The organism is Methylibium sp., from assembly GCF_965279545.1.
Lineage (GTDB): Bacteria > Pseudomonadota > Gammaproteobacteria > Burkholderiales > Burkholderiaceae_C > Methylibium.
The window spans coordinates 792,173-806,131 of the sequence record NZ_OZ257250.1 but is presented as its reverse complement, the minus strand read 5'-3'; the positions used below and the strand labels follow the sequence as shown (position 1 = coordinate 806,131).

15 protein-coding genes and 1 tRNA gene are annotated in these 13,959 nt (G+C 67.0%); 6 read left to right on the top strand and 10 right to left on the bottom strand.

What is annotated here, in order from left to right:
- The 9 genes from ACQY9S_RS03820 to ACQY9S_RS03780 form a co-directional block, all read right to left on the bottom strand.
- Complete coding sequence (locus ACQY9S_RS03820) at positions 1 to 477, bottom strand: NuoB/complex I 20 kDa subunit family protein (RefSeq protein ID WP_011829003.1); 477 nt, start codon at positions 475 to 477, stop codon at positions 1 to 3.
- A 24-nt stretch (positions 478 to 501) separates the two neighbouring features.
- Complete coding sequence (locus ACQY9S_RS03815) at positions 502 to 861, bottom strand: NADH-quinone oxidoreductase subunit A (protein WP_428423236.1); 360 nt, start codon at positions 859 to 861, stop codon at positions 502 to 504.
- A gap of 191 nt (positions 862 to 1,052) precedes the next feature.
- Positions 1,053 to 1,137: transfer RNA gene (locus ACQY9S_RS03810), tRNA-Leu, on the bottom strand.
- Between the two features lie 177 nt (positions 1,138 to 1,314).
- On the bottom strand, positions 1,315 to 1,722 hold the full coding sequence (gene secG, locus ACQY9S_RS03805; protein ID WP_428423235.1) for a preprotein translocase subunit SecG: 408 nt from the start codon (positions 1,720 to 1,722) through the stop codon (positions 1,315 to 1,317).
- A 33-nt stretch (positions 1,723 to 1,755) separates the two neighbouring features.
- Positions 1,756 to 2,511: a triose-phosphate isomerase gene (tpiA, locus tag ACQY9S_RS03800; protein WP_428423234.1), complete on the bottom strand. Its 756-nt coding sequence runs from the start codon at positions 2,509 to 2,511 to the stop codon at positions 1,756 to 1,758.
- A 13-nt stretch (positions 2,512 to 2,524) separates the two neighbouring features.
- Complete coding sequence (locus tag ACQY9S_RS03795; protein WP_428423233.1) at positions 2,525 to 3,511, bottom strand: NAD(P)H-quinone oxidoreductase; 987 nt, start codon at positions 3,509 to 3,511, stop codon at positions 2,525 to 2,527.
- Between the two features lie 50 nt (positions 3,512 to 3,561).
- Positions 3,562 to 5,829: a polyribonucleotide nucleotidyltransferase gene (pnp, locus tag ACQY9S_RS03790; protein ID WP_428423232.1), complete on the bottom strand. Its 2,268-nt coding sequence runs from the start codon at positions 5,827 to 5,829 to the stop codon at positions 3,562 to 3,564.
- Between the two features lie 223 nt (positions 5,830 to 6,052).
- The gene (gene rpsO / locus ACQY9S_RS03785) at positions 6,053 to 6,322 is read right to left on the bottom strand and encodes a 30S ribosomal protein S15 (RefSeq protein WP_428423231.1); all 270 of its coding nucleotides are present in this window, start codon (positions 6,320 to 6,322) and stop codon (positions 6,053 to 6,055) included.
- A 142-nt stretch (positions 6,323 to 6,464) separates the two neighbouring features.
- On the bottom strand, positions 6,465 to 7,637 hold the full coding sequence (locus ACQY9S_RS03780) for a pyridoxal phosphate-dependent aminotransferase (RefSeq protein WP_428425577.1): 1,173 nt from the start codon (positions 7,635 to 7,637) through the stop codon (positions 6,465 to 6,467).
- 154 nt (positions 7,638 to 7,791) lie between these two features.
- On the opposite strand from ACQY9S_RS03780, the gene ACQY9S_RS03775 reads away from it, so the two are divergent.
- On the top strand, positions 7,792 to 8,247 hold the full coding sequence (locus tag ACQY9S_RS03775) for an Hsp20/alpha crystallin family protein (RefSeq protein WP_428423230.1): 456 nt from the start codon (positions 7,792 to 7,794) through the stop codon (positions 8,245 to 8,247).
- Between the two features lie 85 nt (positions 8,248 to 8,332).
- Here the strand turns inward: ACQY9S_RS03775 and tsaD are convergent, their stop codons facing one another.
- Entirely contained in the window at positions 8,333 to 9,379 is a 1,047-nt protein-coding gene (gene tsaD, locus ACQY9S_RS03770; protein WP_428425575.1) for a tRNA (adenosine(37)-N6)-threonylcarbamoyltransferase complex transferase subunit TsaD, read from the bottom strand.
- A gap of 193 nt (positions 9,380 to 9,572) precedes the next feature.
- On the opposite strand from tsaD, the gene ACQY9S_RS03765 reads away from it, so the two are divergent.
- The 5 genes from ACQY9S_RS03765 to ACQY9S_RS03745 all read left to right on the top strand — a co-directional run bounded on the left by ACQY9S_RS03765 (position 9,573) and on the right by ACQY9S_RS03745 (position 13,786).
- Complete coding sequence (locus ACQY9S_RS03765) at positions 9,573 to 9,854, top strand: helix-turn-helix domain-containing protein (protein WP_428423229.1); 282 nt, start codon at positions 9,573 to 9,575, stop codon at positions 9,852 to 9,854.
- Positions 9,855 to 9,970: 116 nt separating this feature from the next.
- A complete protein-coding gene (locus tag ACQY9S_RS03760; RefSeq protein ID WP_428423228.1) occupies positions 9,971 to 10,603 on the top strand; it encodes an ANTAR domain-containing response regulator in 633 nt (210 codons plus the stop codon).
- A 191-nt stretch (positions 10,604 to 10,794) separates the two neighbouring features.
- Positions 10,795 to 12,048, top strand: coding sequence for a CmpA/NrtA family ABC transporter substrate-binding protein (locus ACQY9S_RS03755; protein ID WP_428423227.1), 1,254 nt, complete (start codon positions 10,795 to 10,797; stop codon positions 12,046 to 12,048).
- 15 nt (positions 12,049 to 12,063) lie between these two features.
- Positions 12,064 to 12,975 carry a nitrate ABC transporter permease gene (ntrB, locus tag ACQY9S_RS03750; protein WP_428423226.1) on the top strand — a complete coding sequence of 304 codons (912 nt, stop codon included), beginning with the start codon at positions 12,064 to 12,066 and terminating at the stop codon, positions 12,973 to 12,975.
- Between the two features lie 10 nt (positions 12,976 to 12,985).
- The gene (locus ACQY9S_RS03745) at positions 12,986 to 13,786 is read left to right on the top strand and encodes an ABC transporter ATP-binding protein (protein ID WP_428423225.1); all 801 of its coding nucleotides are present in this window, start codon (positions 12,986 to 12,988) and stop codon (positions 13,784 to 13,786) included.
- The last annotated feature ends 173 nt before the right edge of the window (positions 13,787 to 13,959 follow it).

The following is a 13,959-nucleotide window of genomic DNA, read 5'->3' as shown; positions in this document are numbered from 1 at the left end:
TTATCGGGCGATCGTGTTTTCGCGGCGGATCTTGGCCTGCAACTGCAGGATGCCGTACAGCAGTGCCTCGGCCGTGGGCGGACAGCCCGGCACGTAGACGTCGACCGGCACGATGCGGTCGCAGCCGCGCACGACCGAGTAGCTGTAGTGGTAGTAGCCGCCGCCATTGGCACAGGAGCCCATCGACAGCACCCAGCGCGGCTCGGCCATCTGGTCGTAGACCCGGCGCAGCGCCGGCGCCATCTTGTTGCACAGCGTGCCGGCGACGATCATCAGGTCGCTCTGGCGCGGGCTGGGGCGGAACAGCATGCCGAAGCGGTCGATGTCGTAGCGCGCCGCGCCGGCGTGCATCATTTCGACAGCGCAGCAGGCCAGGCCAAAAGTCATCGGCCACAGCGAACCGGTCTTCGACCAGTTGATCAGCTTGTCGGCCGAGGTGGTGATGAACCCCTCTTTGAGAACGCCTTCGATGCCCATCTCAGCAGCTCCTGGTCATTGTGGTCATTCCCAATCCAAAGCGCCTTTTTTCCACTCGTAGGCAAAACCAACGACGAGGATGCCGAGGAAGACCATCATGGCCCAGAAGCCCGCCGCGCCGATTTCCTTCAACGCCACACCCCACGGGAAGAGGAAGGCGATCTCGAGGTCGAACAGGATGAACAGGATGGCCACGAGGTAGTAGCGCACATCGAACTTCATGCGAGCGTCCTCGAAGGCCTCGAAGCCGCACTCGTAGGGCGAGTTCTTGTCCGCATCGGGCCGGTGCGGCCCGAAGACGAAGCCGATCAGCTGCGGCGCGATGCCGACCGCAGCGCCCACGAGGATGAACAGGATCACCGGCAGGTAGGACTCGAGGTTCATCGTGGTGCGTGGCTCGGTGCGTAAATCGGTTGGCTGCGCTCACCCGGCAAAACAAAGCGCGCTGCGGTGACACGGCCTGCTTCCAGACCCGTCCACACGCTCAGCGCGCCCGGTCCCCTGTGCATTGCTGTCAGGGCGCTTTGGGCTGTTGCCGGATGCTGCTCCAGCCCGAAACGAACATTCACAACTCTTGGTGCCGTCGGCGAGACTCGAACTCGCACAGCTTTCGCCACTACCCCCTCAAGATAGCGTGTCTACCAATTTCACCACGACGGCCCGCTGTCATTGCGCATCTGCATGCACGGCGGCTTTGCTGCCCGACTCGCCTGAGGAATTGCTCGCCGGACAGCCAGTTATTCTATCGTCAAACAGGCCCGACTTTGTGCGTTTGGCAGCCTGACAACAGCGGCGTCGCGCGCTGCGCGACGCAGTCTCCGCCGCCCACCGTTCCCGTCACTTGGTAGGTATCTGCGCGGCGCCCGACGCGGCCGCTGCGGGCGCCTGCGACGCCACCGGCACCGCAGTGGATGTAGCACCGGGGATCTGCTGCGCAGACGTCGGGGTTGCAGCCGAATTCGCTGGCGCCGCACGCTCGAGGATGGAGGCACCGCCCACGCTGGTGCGCAAGTTGCCGAAGTAGGCCAGCGCCAGCGTGCAGGCGAAGAAGATCGCTGCGCACACGCCCGTCGAGCGCGACAGAAAGTTCGCGCTGCCGGTCGCACCGAACAGGCTGCCCGACGCTCCGCTGCCGAACGAGGCCCCCATGTCGGCCCCCTTGCCATGCTGGATCAGCACCAGTCCGATCATCGCCAGCGCGGCAAGCATCTGCACCACCACGATCACTGTCAACAACATCTGCATTTCATCGACTCCAGAATTCGAAATTTTCTGTGCTCAGCGCACGCCGGCAGCGCGGCAGATCGCAAGGAAATCCGCTGCCTTCAGCGACGCGCCACCGATCAATCCACCATCGATATCGGCTTGCGCAAACAGCGTGGTGGCGTTGTCGGACTTGACGCTGCCGCCATAGAGCAGCTTCATCTGCGCGGCACGCGGCGTCGCTGCAGCAAGCTGCGCCCGCAGCAAGGCGTGCACCGCCTGCGCCTGTTCGGGGCTCGCGGTGCGCCCGGTCCCGATCGCCCACACCGGCTCGTAGGCCACCACCATCTCGCCAGCACAGTGCCCGAGCGTATGGATCACGGCCGAGAGCTGACGCTTGACGACGTCCTCGGTCTCGCCCGCATCGCGCTGCGCCAGCGTCTCGCCGACGCAGACGATCGGCGTGATGCCCTTTGCAAGCGCCGCCTGCGCCTTGTCGGCCACCAGCTGGTCGCTTTCGCCGTGCAAGGCGCGCCGCTCCGAATGCCCGACGATCACGTAGCGGCAACCGAAATCGGCCAGCATCGCCGCCGACACCTCGCCGGTGTAGGCACCCTGCTCGTGCACCGAACAGTCCTGCGCGCCCCAGGCGATGGCGCTGCGGGCCAGGCGCTCGGCGGCCTGGGCGAGGTAGGGAAACGGTGCGCACACGGCGACGTCGCAAGGCAGCGGGCCGGCGGACTTCAGGCCCTCGAGCAAAGCCTCGTTCGCGGCATGCGTGCCGTGCATCTTCCAGTTGCCGACCACCAGTTTGCGGCGGGTCTCGCTCATTCGGTTCTCCTTGTCACCAACTCAGCACGAGCTTGCCGACGTGCTGGCCGGACTCCATCAGCGCGTGGGCCTGCGCGGCCTGTGCAGCGGGAAAAATCTTGTGGATCATGGGCTTGAATCGCCCGGCCTCGAGCAGCGGCCAGACCTTGGCGCGCAGCGCGGCGGCGATGCCGGTCTTGTATTCGGTCGTGCGCGGACGCAAGGTCGAGCCGGTGACCGTGAGGCGGCGGCGCAGGACCGCACCCGCATCGAGTTCGCCCTTCGTGCCGCCCTGCACCGCGATGATCGACAAGCGACCATCGTCGGCCAAGCACTGGAGTTCACGCGCCAGGTAGCTGCCTGCCACCATGTCGAGAATCACGTCGACGCCGCGGCCGCCGGTCACGCGCTTGACCTCGACGACGAAGTCCTGTGTCTTGTAGTTGATCGCATGGTCGGCACCGAGCGCACGGCAGGCGTGCGCCTTCGCGTCGTCACCCACCGTCACGATCACGTTGCAGCCCCAGGCCTTCGCAAGCTGGATCGCCGTCACGCCGATGCCGCTCGCGCCGCCTTGCACCAGCAGCGTTTCGCCGGGCTGCAGCCGGGCGCGCTCGAAGACATTGATCCAGACCGTGAACAGGGTCTCCGGCAGGCTGGCCGCCTCGATGTCGCTCCAGCCCGCCGGCACCGGCAGGCACTGGCCGATCGGTGCCACGCAGCGCTGCGCATAGCCGCCGCCATGGGTGAGCGCGCAGACGCGGTCGCCGAGCCGAAACCCGGCTGCCGACAGCGCCGCCGCGTCGCCGCCGACGATGCGGCCCGCCACCTCCAGACCCGGAAGGTCCGACGCGCCGGGCGGCGGCGGGTAGGCGCCCGCGCGTTGCAGCACGTCGGGCCGGTTGACGCCCGATGCCGCAACCTCGATGAGCAGTTCACCCGGCCCCGGCACGGGCTCGGGCCGCTCGACAAGACGCAGCACCTCGGGTCCGCCGGGATGGGAGATTTCGACCGCTTGCATGAGCAGGAAGACAGGAGGCCGCGTCACAGTCGCTTCGCGGCAGCACCGCCTTACTCGGCCTTCGACGGCTCGTCGGATGCAACGGGCGCCGGTGCGTCGCCGGACTCCGGACGGTCGCTGCGCTCGCGGCGCGGCGGTCGATCACCGCGGTCACCACGGTCGCCGTGTTCGCGGCGCGGCCGGTCGCTGTACTCGCGGCGCGGGCGCTCTTCCGGCATGCCTTCAGGCCGCTCGAGCAGCGCCTTCATCGACAGCTTGATGCGGCCCTTCTCGTCGGTCTCGAGCACCTTGACCTTGACAACCTGACCTTCGCTGAGGAAGTCGGTCACGTTCTCGACCCGCTCGTGAGCGATCTGGCTGATGTGCAGCAGGCCGTCCTTGCCGGGCAGGATGTTGACCAGCGCGCCGAAGTCCAGGATCTTCGTGATCGGGCCTTCGTAGACCTTGCCGATCTCGGCTTCGGCCGTGATCTCCTCGATGCGCTTCATGGCCGCCTGGGCCTTGTCGCCGTCGGTCGAGGCGATGGTGATGGTGCCGTCTTCCTCGATGTTGATCTGCGTGCCGGTCTCCTCGGTCAGCGCACGGATCGTGGCGCCGCCCTTGCCGATCACGTCGCGGATCTTCTCGGGGTTGATCTTCATCACGTAGAGGCGCGGCGCGAACACCGACAGCTCTTCCTTCGCGCCGCCGAGCGCCTCGACCATCTTGCCGAGGATGTGCAGGCGCGCTTCCTTGGCCTGCGCCAGCGCCACCTGCATGATCTCCTTGGTGATGCCCTGGATCTTGATGTCCATCTGCAGCGCCGTCACGCCGGCGGTCGTGCCGGCCACCTTGAAGTCCATGTCGCCGAGGTGGTCCTCGTCGCCGAGGATGTCGGTCAGCACCGCGAAGCGGTTGCCGTCCTTGATCAGGCCCATCGCGATGCCGGCCACGTGCGCCTTCAGCGGCACGCCGGCGTCCATCATCGCCAGGCAGCCGCCGCAGACCGAGGCCATCGACGAGGAGCCGTTCGATTCGGTGATCTCCGAGACGACGCGGATCGCGTAGGCGAACTCGTCCTTCTTCGGCAGCACCGGGATCAGTGCGCGCTTGGCGAGGCGGCCGTGGCCGATCTCGCGGCGCTTGGGCGAGCCCACGCGGCCCGTCTCGCCGGTAGCGAACGGAGGCATGTTGTAGTGGAACATGAAGCGGTCCTCGAACTCGCCGGCCAGCGCGTCGATGCGCTGCGTGTCGCGTTCGGTGCCGAGCGTGGTGATGACCAGCGCCTGCGTCTCGCCGCGCGTGAACAGCGCCGAGCCGTGGGTGCGCGGCAGCACGCTCGAGCGGATCTCGATCGGGCGCACGGTGCGGGTGTCGCGACCGTCGATGCGCGGCTCGCCGGCCAGGATCTGGCTGCGCACGATCTTGGCCTCGATGTCGAACAGCAGGTTCTCGACCTTGACCTTGTCGACCGCGGCGCCATCGGCCGCCAGTGCGGCCAGCACCTCGGCGTAGGCGGCGCGGGTGGCCTGCGTGCGGTCTTGCTTGGAGCGGATCTGGTAGGCCGCGCGCAGCTTGGCTTCGCCCAGGCCGTTGACCTTGGCGATGAAGTCCTCGTCCTTGGCGGGCGGGGTCCATTGCCACTCGGGCTTGCCGGCCTCGCGCACCAGTTCGTTGATCACGCGCACGGCGATGTTGCCCTGCTCGTGGCCGAACACCACGCCACCAAGCATGATGTCTTCGGGCAGTTGGTCCGCCTCGGACTCCACCATCAGCACGGCCGCCTCGGTGCCGGCGACGATCAGGTCGAGCTTGGACTCGGCCAGTTGTGTCGGGCCCGGGTTGAGCACGTACTCGCCGTTGATGTAGCCCACGCGCGCGGCGCCGATCGGGCCGTTGAACGGGATGCCGCTGATCGCCAGCGCGGCGCTGGAGCCGATCAGCGCGGCGATGTCGGCCGACGCCTCCGGATTCAGCGACAGCACGTGCACGACGACCTGCACCTCGTTGTAGAAGCCTTCCGGGAACAGCGGGCGCAGCGGCCGGTCGATCAGGCGCGAGGTCAGCGTCTCCAGCTCGCTCGGGCGGCCTTCACGCTTGAAGAAGCTGCCGGGAATCTTGCCGGCGGCATAGGTCTTCTCGATGTAGTCGACGGTCAGCGGAAAGAAGTCCTGGCCCGGCTTCGGGTTCTTGGCCGCGACGACCGTGGCCAGCACCACGGTGCCGTCCATGTCGACGACGACCGCACCGCCCGACTGGCGGGCGATCTCGCCGGTTTCCAGCGTGACGGTGTGCTGGCCCCATTGGAAGGTCTTGGTGATCTTGTTGAACAGGCTCATGCTTGTCTCCAGGTTTTGGTTCTCGAAATTCTTCGAGAGAACACGCGGCGCGATCGGTGGCGCCCGTCACCCGAAGCCCGGCACTCGAGCGAGATGCCATTCCAGCGCGCCTGCGGCCTCAGCCGCGTTGGAATGACACATCGACGCTCTCTCGTGCTCGGCTCCAAAACGCGAAGAGCCTGCGCTGGTGGTTCCAGACAGGCTCTTCGTCATGCGATACGGCTTACTTGCGCAGGCCCAGCTTCTGGATCAGCGCGGTGTAGCGGTCAGCGTCCTTGCCCTTGAGGTAGTCGAGCAGCTTGCGCCGGCGGCTCACCATCTTCAGCAGCCCGCGGCGGCCGTGGTGGTCCTTGGCGTGGGTCTTGAAGTGCGGGGTCAGGTCGTTGATGCGCGCAGTGAGGAGGGCCACTTGCACCTCGGGCGAGCCGGTGTCGGCGGGGCTACGCGCGTTGGACTTGACGATTTCGGAGAAATTGAGGTCGGCGACTGCCATGCTTGTTTCCTGATTGCGATGAAACCGCTGGCGCTCGCAGGAACGGCGTGCCGCGGTTTCGAGTTTCCACTTGCGGTCACGGGTGAAACCGACCCATGCCGTGCTGTTGCTTTACGGGTGAAAGAACCGCAAAGCCCGGCGATTATAGCCGCAGAGCATCACGCAGTCGTTCCACCCCCTGCGTGAGCCGGACCGGGTCGCGCGAGGCGTAGCACCACCGCAGCCAGCCTTCGGCCTCCGGCCCGAAAGCGACACCCGGCGCCAGACCCAAGCCTGCCTGCGTCACCAGCCGTTTGGCGAATGCCAGCGAATCGGCCTCGCCGGCAACGCGGAAAAAGGCGTACATGCCAGCGGCGGGCAGTGCCACTTCGACCCCGTGCAGCGCCTGCAGCGCCGGCAGCAAGGTGTCGCGGCAGCGGCGCAAGTGCTCCACCAGGCCTGGCACCAGGGTGTCCGCACCCCGCACGGCCGCCAGCCCGGCGCGCTGCACGAACACCGGCGCACAGGAGGTGTTGAACTCGATCAGCTTGCCCACCGCGTCGAGCAGCGCAGCCGGCAGCACCAGCCAGCCGAGCCGCCAGCCGGTCATCAGGAAGCTCTTCGAAAAACTGTGAGCGACGAGCACGCGGTCGTCGGGCTTGGCAAGATCGAGGAAAGACGGCGCACACGATCGGCCCGGCATGTCGCCACGGTCTGCAGCTCCGAAATAGAGCCGCTCGTAGACCTCGTCGGCAACGATCCAGGTGCCTGTGCACCGGCAGTGCGCAAGGATCGCGGCCTGCTCGCCGCGATCCAGCGTCCAACCGGTCGGGTTGTTCGGCGCATTGATCAACAACACGCGGGTGCGCGGCGTGACCGCCGCGAGCAGTTCGTCCAGGTCCAGCCGCCAGACACCAGCCTGCGGCCGCAGCGACACGCGCTTCACCTCGGCCCCCAGGATGGCCGGCTGCGCCGTCAGATTCGGCCAGACCGGGACAACGGCGACCACCTCGTCCCCCGCGCCGGTGAGCGCCTGCATCGCGATCATCAGCGCGTTCACGCCCGACGACGTGACGGCGATCCGGTCGAACCCGACCGGCCTGTGCAGCGCGCCGACGTAAGCGGCGAGCGCCTCGCGCAGTTCCGGCAGGCCGAGGTTGTGCGAGTAGAAGGTCTCGCCGCGCGCGAGCGAGGCGACGGCCGCCTCGCGAATGAAGTCGGGCGTGGCCTCGTCGCCCTCGCCGAACCAGAAGGCCAGCACATCACTGCGGCCCAGTCCGGCATTGGCCACCTCGCGGATCTTGGAGCCAGGCAATTGCCGGATCACGTCGCGCATCTCGTTGGTTCTCCGTAGGTGCCGCACACCGAACGCGAGGCCGCGCTGCGGGCGACGCCCCGGAATACAACGGCCTTGAAAACAAAAATGCCGCACTCAACTCGGCGGCATGGGCAGCCGAAAGCTGCCTCCACCTCGATTGTAGGAGTACCCCATGTTCGTCATGCCCATCACCCGCACCGCCCACCGCCATGCATACAACGGCCAGGCCCGCGACCTGAGCCGCGCCTTCGACCGCCTGTTCGACGACACCGTGGAGCGCGTGTTCACCACCACCAAGACCGCCACCCGCCAGCCCGCGCTGGACCTGCGCGAAACCGACCAAAGCTACAGCGTGCAGCTCGACCTGCCCGGTGTCGCGAAGGAAGACGTCAAGGTCACGATCGACGGCAAGCGCGTCAGCATCGAGGCCGCAGCGCGCAGCACGGTCCAGACCATCGAAGGCGAACGCCTGCTGGTGCGCGAGCGCAGTGCCACGGCCTACGCGCGCAGTTTCACGCTGCCGGTCGAGGTCGACGAGTCGGCCTCTCAGGCCAGGCTCGAGAACGGCGTGCTGAGCCTGACGCTCACCAAGAAAGTCAGGCCCGCCACCCAGCTCACGATCGGCTGAGTGAAGCGGCCGGCTGCGGCATACCGCAGTCACCCGCGCGGCGACCCAGCCCGCTTGGGGCGGCCCGGCGCTGGCTGAAGCGCGCTCAGGCCGCCGCGACGTCCAGCGCCGCGAGCGGCCAGCGCGGCTGCACATCGAAGGCATGGTCGCGCCGCGCCGTCGCGCGGCCGGCCTGCAGCCGCATCGCGGCGGCCAGCGCGATCATGGCGCCGTTGTCAGTGCACAGCTGCAGCTCGGGATAGTGCACCCGCACGCCACGTCTCGCGCAGGCCACGTCGAGCTGCTCGCGCAGGCGGCGGTTGGCGCCCACACCACCGGCAACCACCAGGCGATCGAGCCCCGTCGCCTCCAGCGCGGCAAGCGACTTCTTCACCAGCACCTCCACGATCGCCGCCTGGGTCGATGCCGCCAGGTCGGCGCGCGGCTGCTCGCAGGGGCCGTCGCCCAGCTTCATGACCTGGGTGCGCACGGCGGTCTTCAGGCCGGCGAAGGAAAAGTCCAGCGTGTCCCGGTGCAGCAGAGGCCGCGGCAGCGCATAGGCCGCCGGGTCGCCAAATTCGGCCAGCCGCGCCAGTGCCGGCCCGCCGGGGTAGCCCAGACCGAGCAGCTTGGCCGATTTGTCGAAGGCTTCGCCGGCCGCGTCGTCGATCGTTTCACCGAGCAGTTCGTAATCACCGACGCCGTTGACCCGCATCAGCTGGGTGTGCCCGCCGGACACCAGCAAGGCCACGAACGGGAACTGCGGCGGATCGGCCGACAGGAAAGGTGACAGCAGATGCCCTTCGAGATGGTGAACACCCAGCACGGGCCTGTCGAGGGCAGCCGCCAGCGCGCAGGCCACGGCGCTGCCGACCAGCAGGGCCCCGGCGAGACCCGGGCCACGCGTGTAAGCGACAACGTCGATATCGGGCAACAGCCTGTGCGCTTCGGCCAGCACCTGTCGCGTCAGAGGCAGAACGCGACGGATGTGGTCGCGTGAAGCGAGCTCCGGCACCACGCCGCCGTAAGCCTCGTGCATGGCCACCTGGCTGTGCAGGGCATGGGCGAGCAGCCGCGGCGTCGCATCACCTCTGGTCTCCACGAGCGCCACACCCGTCTCGTCGCAGGAAGACTCGAACGCCAGGATCAACATCGCGACAGTGTAGTAAGCCAGGAAACGGGTGCATGACGGCATCCGCCACAAAGCATGCCAGTAGTTTCCTTTGGTCACATGGGCGGCGTGACGTAGCGCACGAATCCCGGAGGTGCCGCCCTATCGCTTGTCGTCCGCGCTGGTTACCCTGCATTCCCAGCGGCGTGCAGCCGTGCTTCCGGCCGACAGGATCATGAAACAGTACAAGCTCGCCGCTTGGCCGGATCTGCCGGCGCCCTTTCACCGCACGGCCTACCGACGCATGCTGCACCAGATGTCCCACCGTCATGTGTCCGTCCGGCAATTGATGCAGGAAAGTGGCCTGGCCCGTTCGGCGGTGGTCCAGTTCCTCGACACCCTCACTGAGCGGGAGTTGCTCAGCGAGCGCGAACATGCCGCGCCGCTGTCGATGCTCGGCAGGCTGCGTCCGGTCGCGTGGTGGCGCCGCACCTTCGCCGCCGCAGGTCACGTCTGAGCCGGGGGCGTTCACTCCTTCGGTGACAGGGCCCGCGCTGCGCGGGCCCTGTCATTTTGAGACACCGTGGCATGGACAGTGCTGCACGCTGGCGCGCTCCTTGCAGCGCACCATGCATGACCTCCCTCCAGGCGCTGCGCATCGTCATCGTTGCACCGGAATCGCTCACCCCGGCGCCGGACGACGACGACGCGCTTGTCGAGGCAGAGCGCTCGCGCAGCCTGCGCATCGGCCTGCTGGCCAACGGCTACAACATCGTTGCGGTGCTGCCGGTCGATGCCTTCCTGCCCGACCGCATTGCGCAGATCCAGCCCGACATGATCATCGTCGACGCCCAGAGCCAGGCGCGCGACACGCTCGAGCACGTGGTGATGTCCACCCGCGACGAGCGCCGCCCGATCGTGCTGTTCACCGACGACGCCGACACCAGCCACGTGGGCGCCGCGATCGCCGCGGGGGTCACGGCCTACGTCGTCGCCGGTCTGGCGCCCGAGCGCATCAAACCGGTGCTCGACGTCGCGCTCGCACGCTTTCAGCACGAAGAGGCGCTGCGGCGCGAGCTCGCCGACGCGCGCACCCAGCTGAGCGAACGCAAGCTGATCGACCGCGCCAAGGGCCTGCTGATGAGCCGCCAGAAACTCACCGAAGACGAGGCCTACGCCCGGCTGCGCAAAACCGCAATGGACCGCGGCCTGCGCGTTGCCGAGGTTGCACAGCGTCTGATCGACGTGGCCGACATGCTCGGTTGACCCCTCCAACCATCGACTGGCACGAGGTTTGCTGCAGTGCACCCAAGGATCAATGGCGATCCCCTTTCCGGTGCGGCCACGGTCGGCAGCACCGCAGCAGACGACGGCGTCTCACCCTGCGCAGCCTTTCGGCCGCGCGGTCGTGATGACGCCGTTTTTCTTTTGAGCCCGATTTTTGGAGTCCGAATGCCATGCCGAACGACATCGCCAACCGCGCCCTGCTGGGCCGTCGCACCATGCTGAAAGCCGCCGCAGCCGCCACCGCCGTGGGCAGTGTCCCCGGACTGCAATCCGCCGTGTGGGCGGCCGGGTCCGACAAGCCCGAGAAGGAAGAAGTGCGCATCGGCTTCATCCCCCTGACCGACTGCGCGTCCGTCGTGATGGCCTCGGTGCTGGGCTTCGACAAGAAGTACGGCGTGAAGATCGTGCCCACCAAGGAAGCGTCCTGGGCCGGCGTGCGCGACAAGCTGGTCAACGGCGAGCTCGACATGGCACACGTGCTCTACGGGCTGATCTACGGCGTGCAACTCGGCATCGGCGGCCCGAAGAAGGACATGGCCGTGCTGATGAGCTTGAACAACAACGGGCAAGCCATCACGCTGTCGAAGGCGCTTGCCGACAAAGGCGCCGTCGACGGCGCGTCGCTGGCAAAGCTGATGGCGGCAGAAAAGAGGGAGTACACCTTCGCCGGCACCTTCCCGACCGGCACGCACGCCATGTGGATGCACTACTGGCTAGCGGCCGCAGGAATCAATCCGCTGTCGGGGGCCAAGCTGATCACGGTGCCGCCGCCGCAGATGGTTGCGAACATGCGGGTCGGCAACATGGACGGCTTCTGCGTCGGCGAGCCCTGGAATCATCGCGCCATCATGGATGGCATCGGCATCACCGCGAACACGACACAGGACATCTGGAAGGATCACCCCGAGAAGGTGCTCGGCACGACCGGGGACTTCGTCAAGAAGTATCCCAATACAACGCGCGCCGTGATGATGGCAGTCCTGGAGGCCAGCCAGTGGATCGATGCCGGCCTGCAGAACAAGATGAAGATGGCCGAGACGGTCGCCCAGAAGGCCTACATCAACACGTCGGTCGACGCGATCAATCAGCGCATCCTGGGCCGCTACCAGAACGGCCTCGGCAAGACCTGGGACGACCCCAACCACATGAAGTTCTTCAACGACGGCGCGGTGAACTTCCCCTACCTCAGCGATGGCATGTGGTTCCTCACGCAGCACAAGCGCTGGGGCCTGCTGAAGGAGCACCCCGACTACCTGGCCGTGGCGCAGCAGGTCAACCAGATCGCGCTCTACAAGGATGTTGCCGGTGCAATGAAGATCAACGTCCCGAAGGACCCGATGCGCAGCAGCAAGCTGATCGACGGTGTGGTCTGGGACGGCAAGAACCCGAAGGCCTACGCCGACGGTTTCAAGATCAAGGCCTGAAGCAAGGAGAACAGCATGGTCAGTGCCGTGTTCCACAACCCCTCGGGGGCCCGCGTCGCCGAAACGACGCCAGCCGCCCCTGCCGTCACCGTCAGCAAACCCGCCGCGGGGATGCCGGCGTCGACGCCTGCCGCCCGCACGCCGAAGGAGCCTTACGACTGGAGCGGGCTGGCCTTGCGAGTGCTTCCACCGCTGTTCGGCATTGGTTTGCTGATCGGCATCTGGGCACTGCTGACGATGAACGGTGGGGCCTTCCCGACGCCCGCCGTCACCTGGACCGAGATCGTCAAGCTGTTCAGCGACCCGTTCTACAGCAACGGCCCGAACGATCAGGGCATCGGCTGGAACGTGCTGTTCTCGCTCGAGCGTGTCGCCATGGGTTTCGGCCTCGCGGCGCTGGTCGGCATCCCGGCCGGGTTCATCCTGGGCCGCTTCAGCTTCATCAACCACATGGTCTCGCCGCTGATCAGCCTGCTGCGACCGGTGTCGCCGCTGGCCTGGCTGCCGATCGGGCTGCTGGTGTTCAAGTCGGCCAACCCGGCGGCCATCTGGACGATCTTCATCTGCTCGATCTGGCCGATGATCATCAACACCGCGGTCGGCGTGCAGCGCGTGCCGCAGGACTACCTGAACGTCGCACGGGTGCTGAACCTGAGCGAATGGAAGGTCATGACACGCATCCTGTTCCCCGCGGTACTGCCCTACATGCTGACCGGCGTGCGCCTGTCGGTGGGCACGGCGTGGCTGGTGATCGTGGCGGCCGAGATGCTGACTGGCGGCGTCGGCATCGGCTTCTGGGTCTGGGACGAGTGGAACAACCTGAACGTGGCCCACATCCTGATCGCGATCTTCGTCATCGGCATCGTCGGCCTGCTGCTCGAGCAGGCGCTGATGCTGGTCGCACGCCGCTTCAGCTTCGACGATTGAGGAGACTCCCATGACCAGCTTCATCGAAGTACAGAACGCCGAGATGGTGTTCACCACGCGCAAGGGCCGCTTCCATGCGCTGCGCGAGATCGACCTGCAGATCGAACGCGGCGAGTTCATCACGCTGATCGGCCATTCGGGCTGCGGCAAATCGACCTTGCTCAACCTGATCGCCGGCCTGCTGACGCCCAGCAGCGGCGTCTTGCTGTGCGACAACCGCGAGATTGCCGCGCCGGGTCCGGAGCGCGCGGTGGTGTTCCAGAACCATTCGCTGCTGCCGTGGCTGACGTGCTATGAGAACGTGCACCTCGGCGTCGAGCGCGTGTTCGGCGACAACGAGAGCAAGGCCCGGCTGAAGGAGCGCACCGAGGCCGCGCTGGCACTGGTGGGCATGGCGCACGCCACCGCCAAGCGCCCGCACGAGATCTCGGGCGGCATGAAGCAGCGTGTCGGCATCGCCCGCGCGCTGGCGATGGAGCCCAAGGTGCTGCTGATGGACGAGCCCTTCGGCGCGCTCGACGCACTCACGCGGGCCCACCTGCAGGACGAGTTGCTGAAGATCGTCGCGCGCACGCAGAGCACCGTGGTGATGGTGACGCATGATGTCGACGAGGCCGTGCTGCTCAGCGACCGGGTCGTGATGATGACCAACGGACCGGCCGCGACGATCGGCGAGATCCTGAAGATCGAGCTGCCGCGTCCGCGCCTGCGCGTCGAGCTCGCGGAAGACCCGGCCTACGTGCACTACCGCAAGGAAGTGCTCGACTTCCTGTACACGCGCCACGGCCACGTCGAACGCGAAGCCGCATGAGTCCGCAAGCGAAGGAGAAACGGGAGCCCCACCTAGCACACCGGTTGCTGATGTCCAGGTGACTGGCGTCTGGAGCGGCGCAGTCGCTATCTCCTCAGCAGGGCCCCGCCCTTTCGTCCCCGCCCGGCCTCGCGGCCGGGCGGTTTTTCTTGGCCGGGCGCACTGCCACGGTG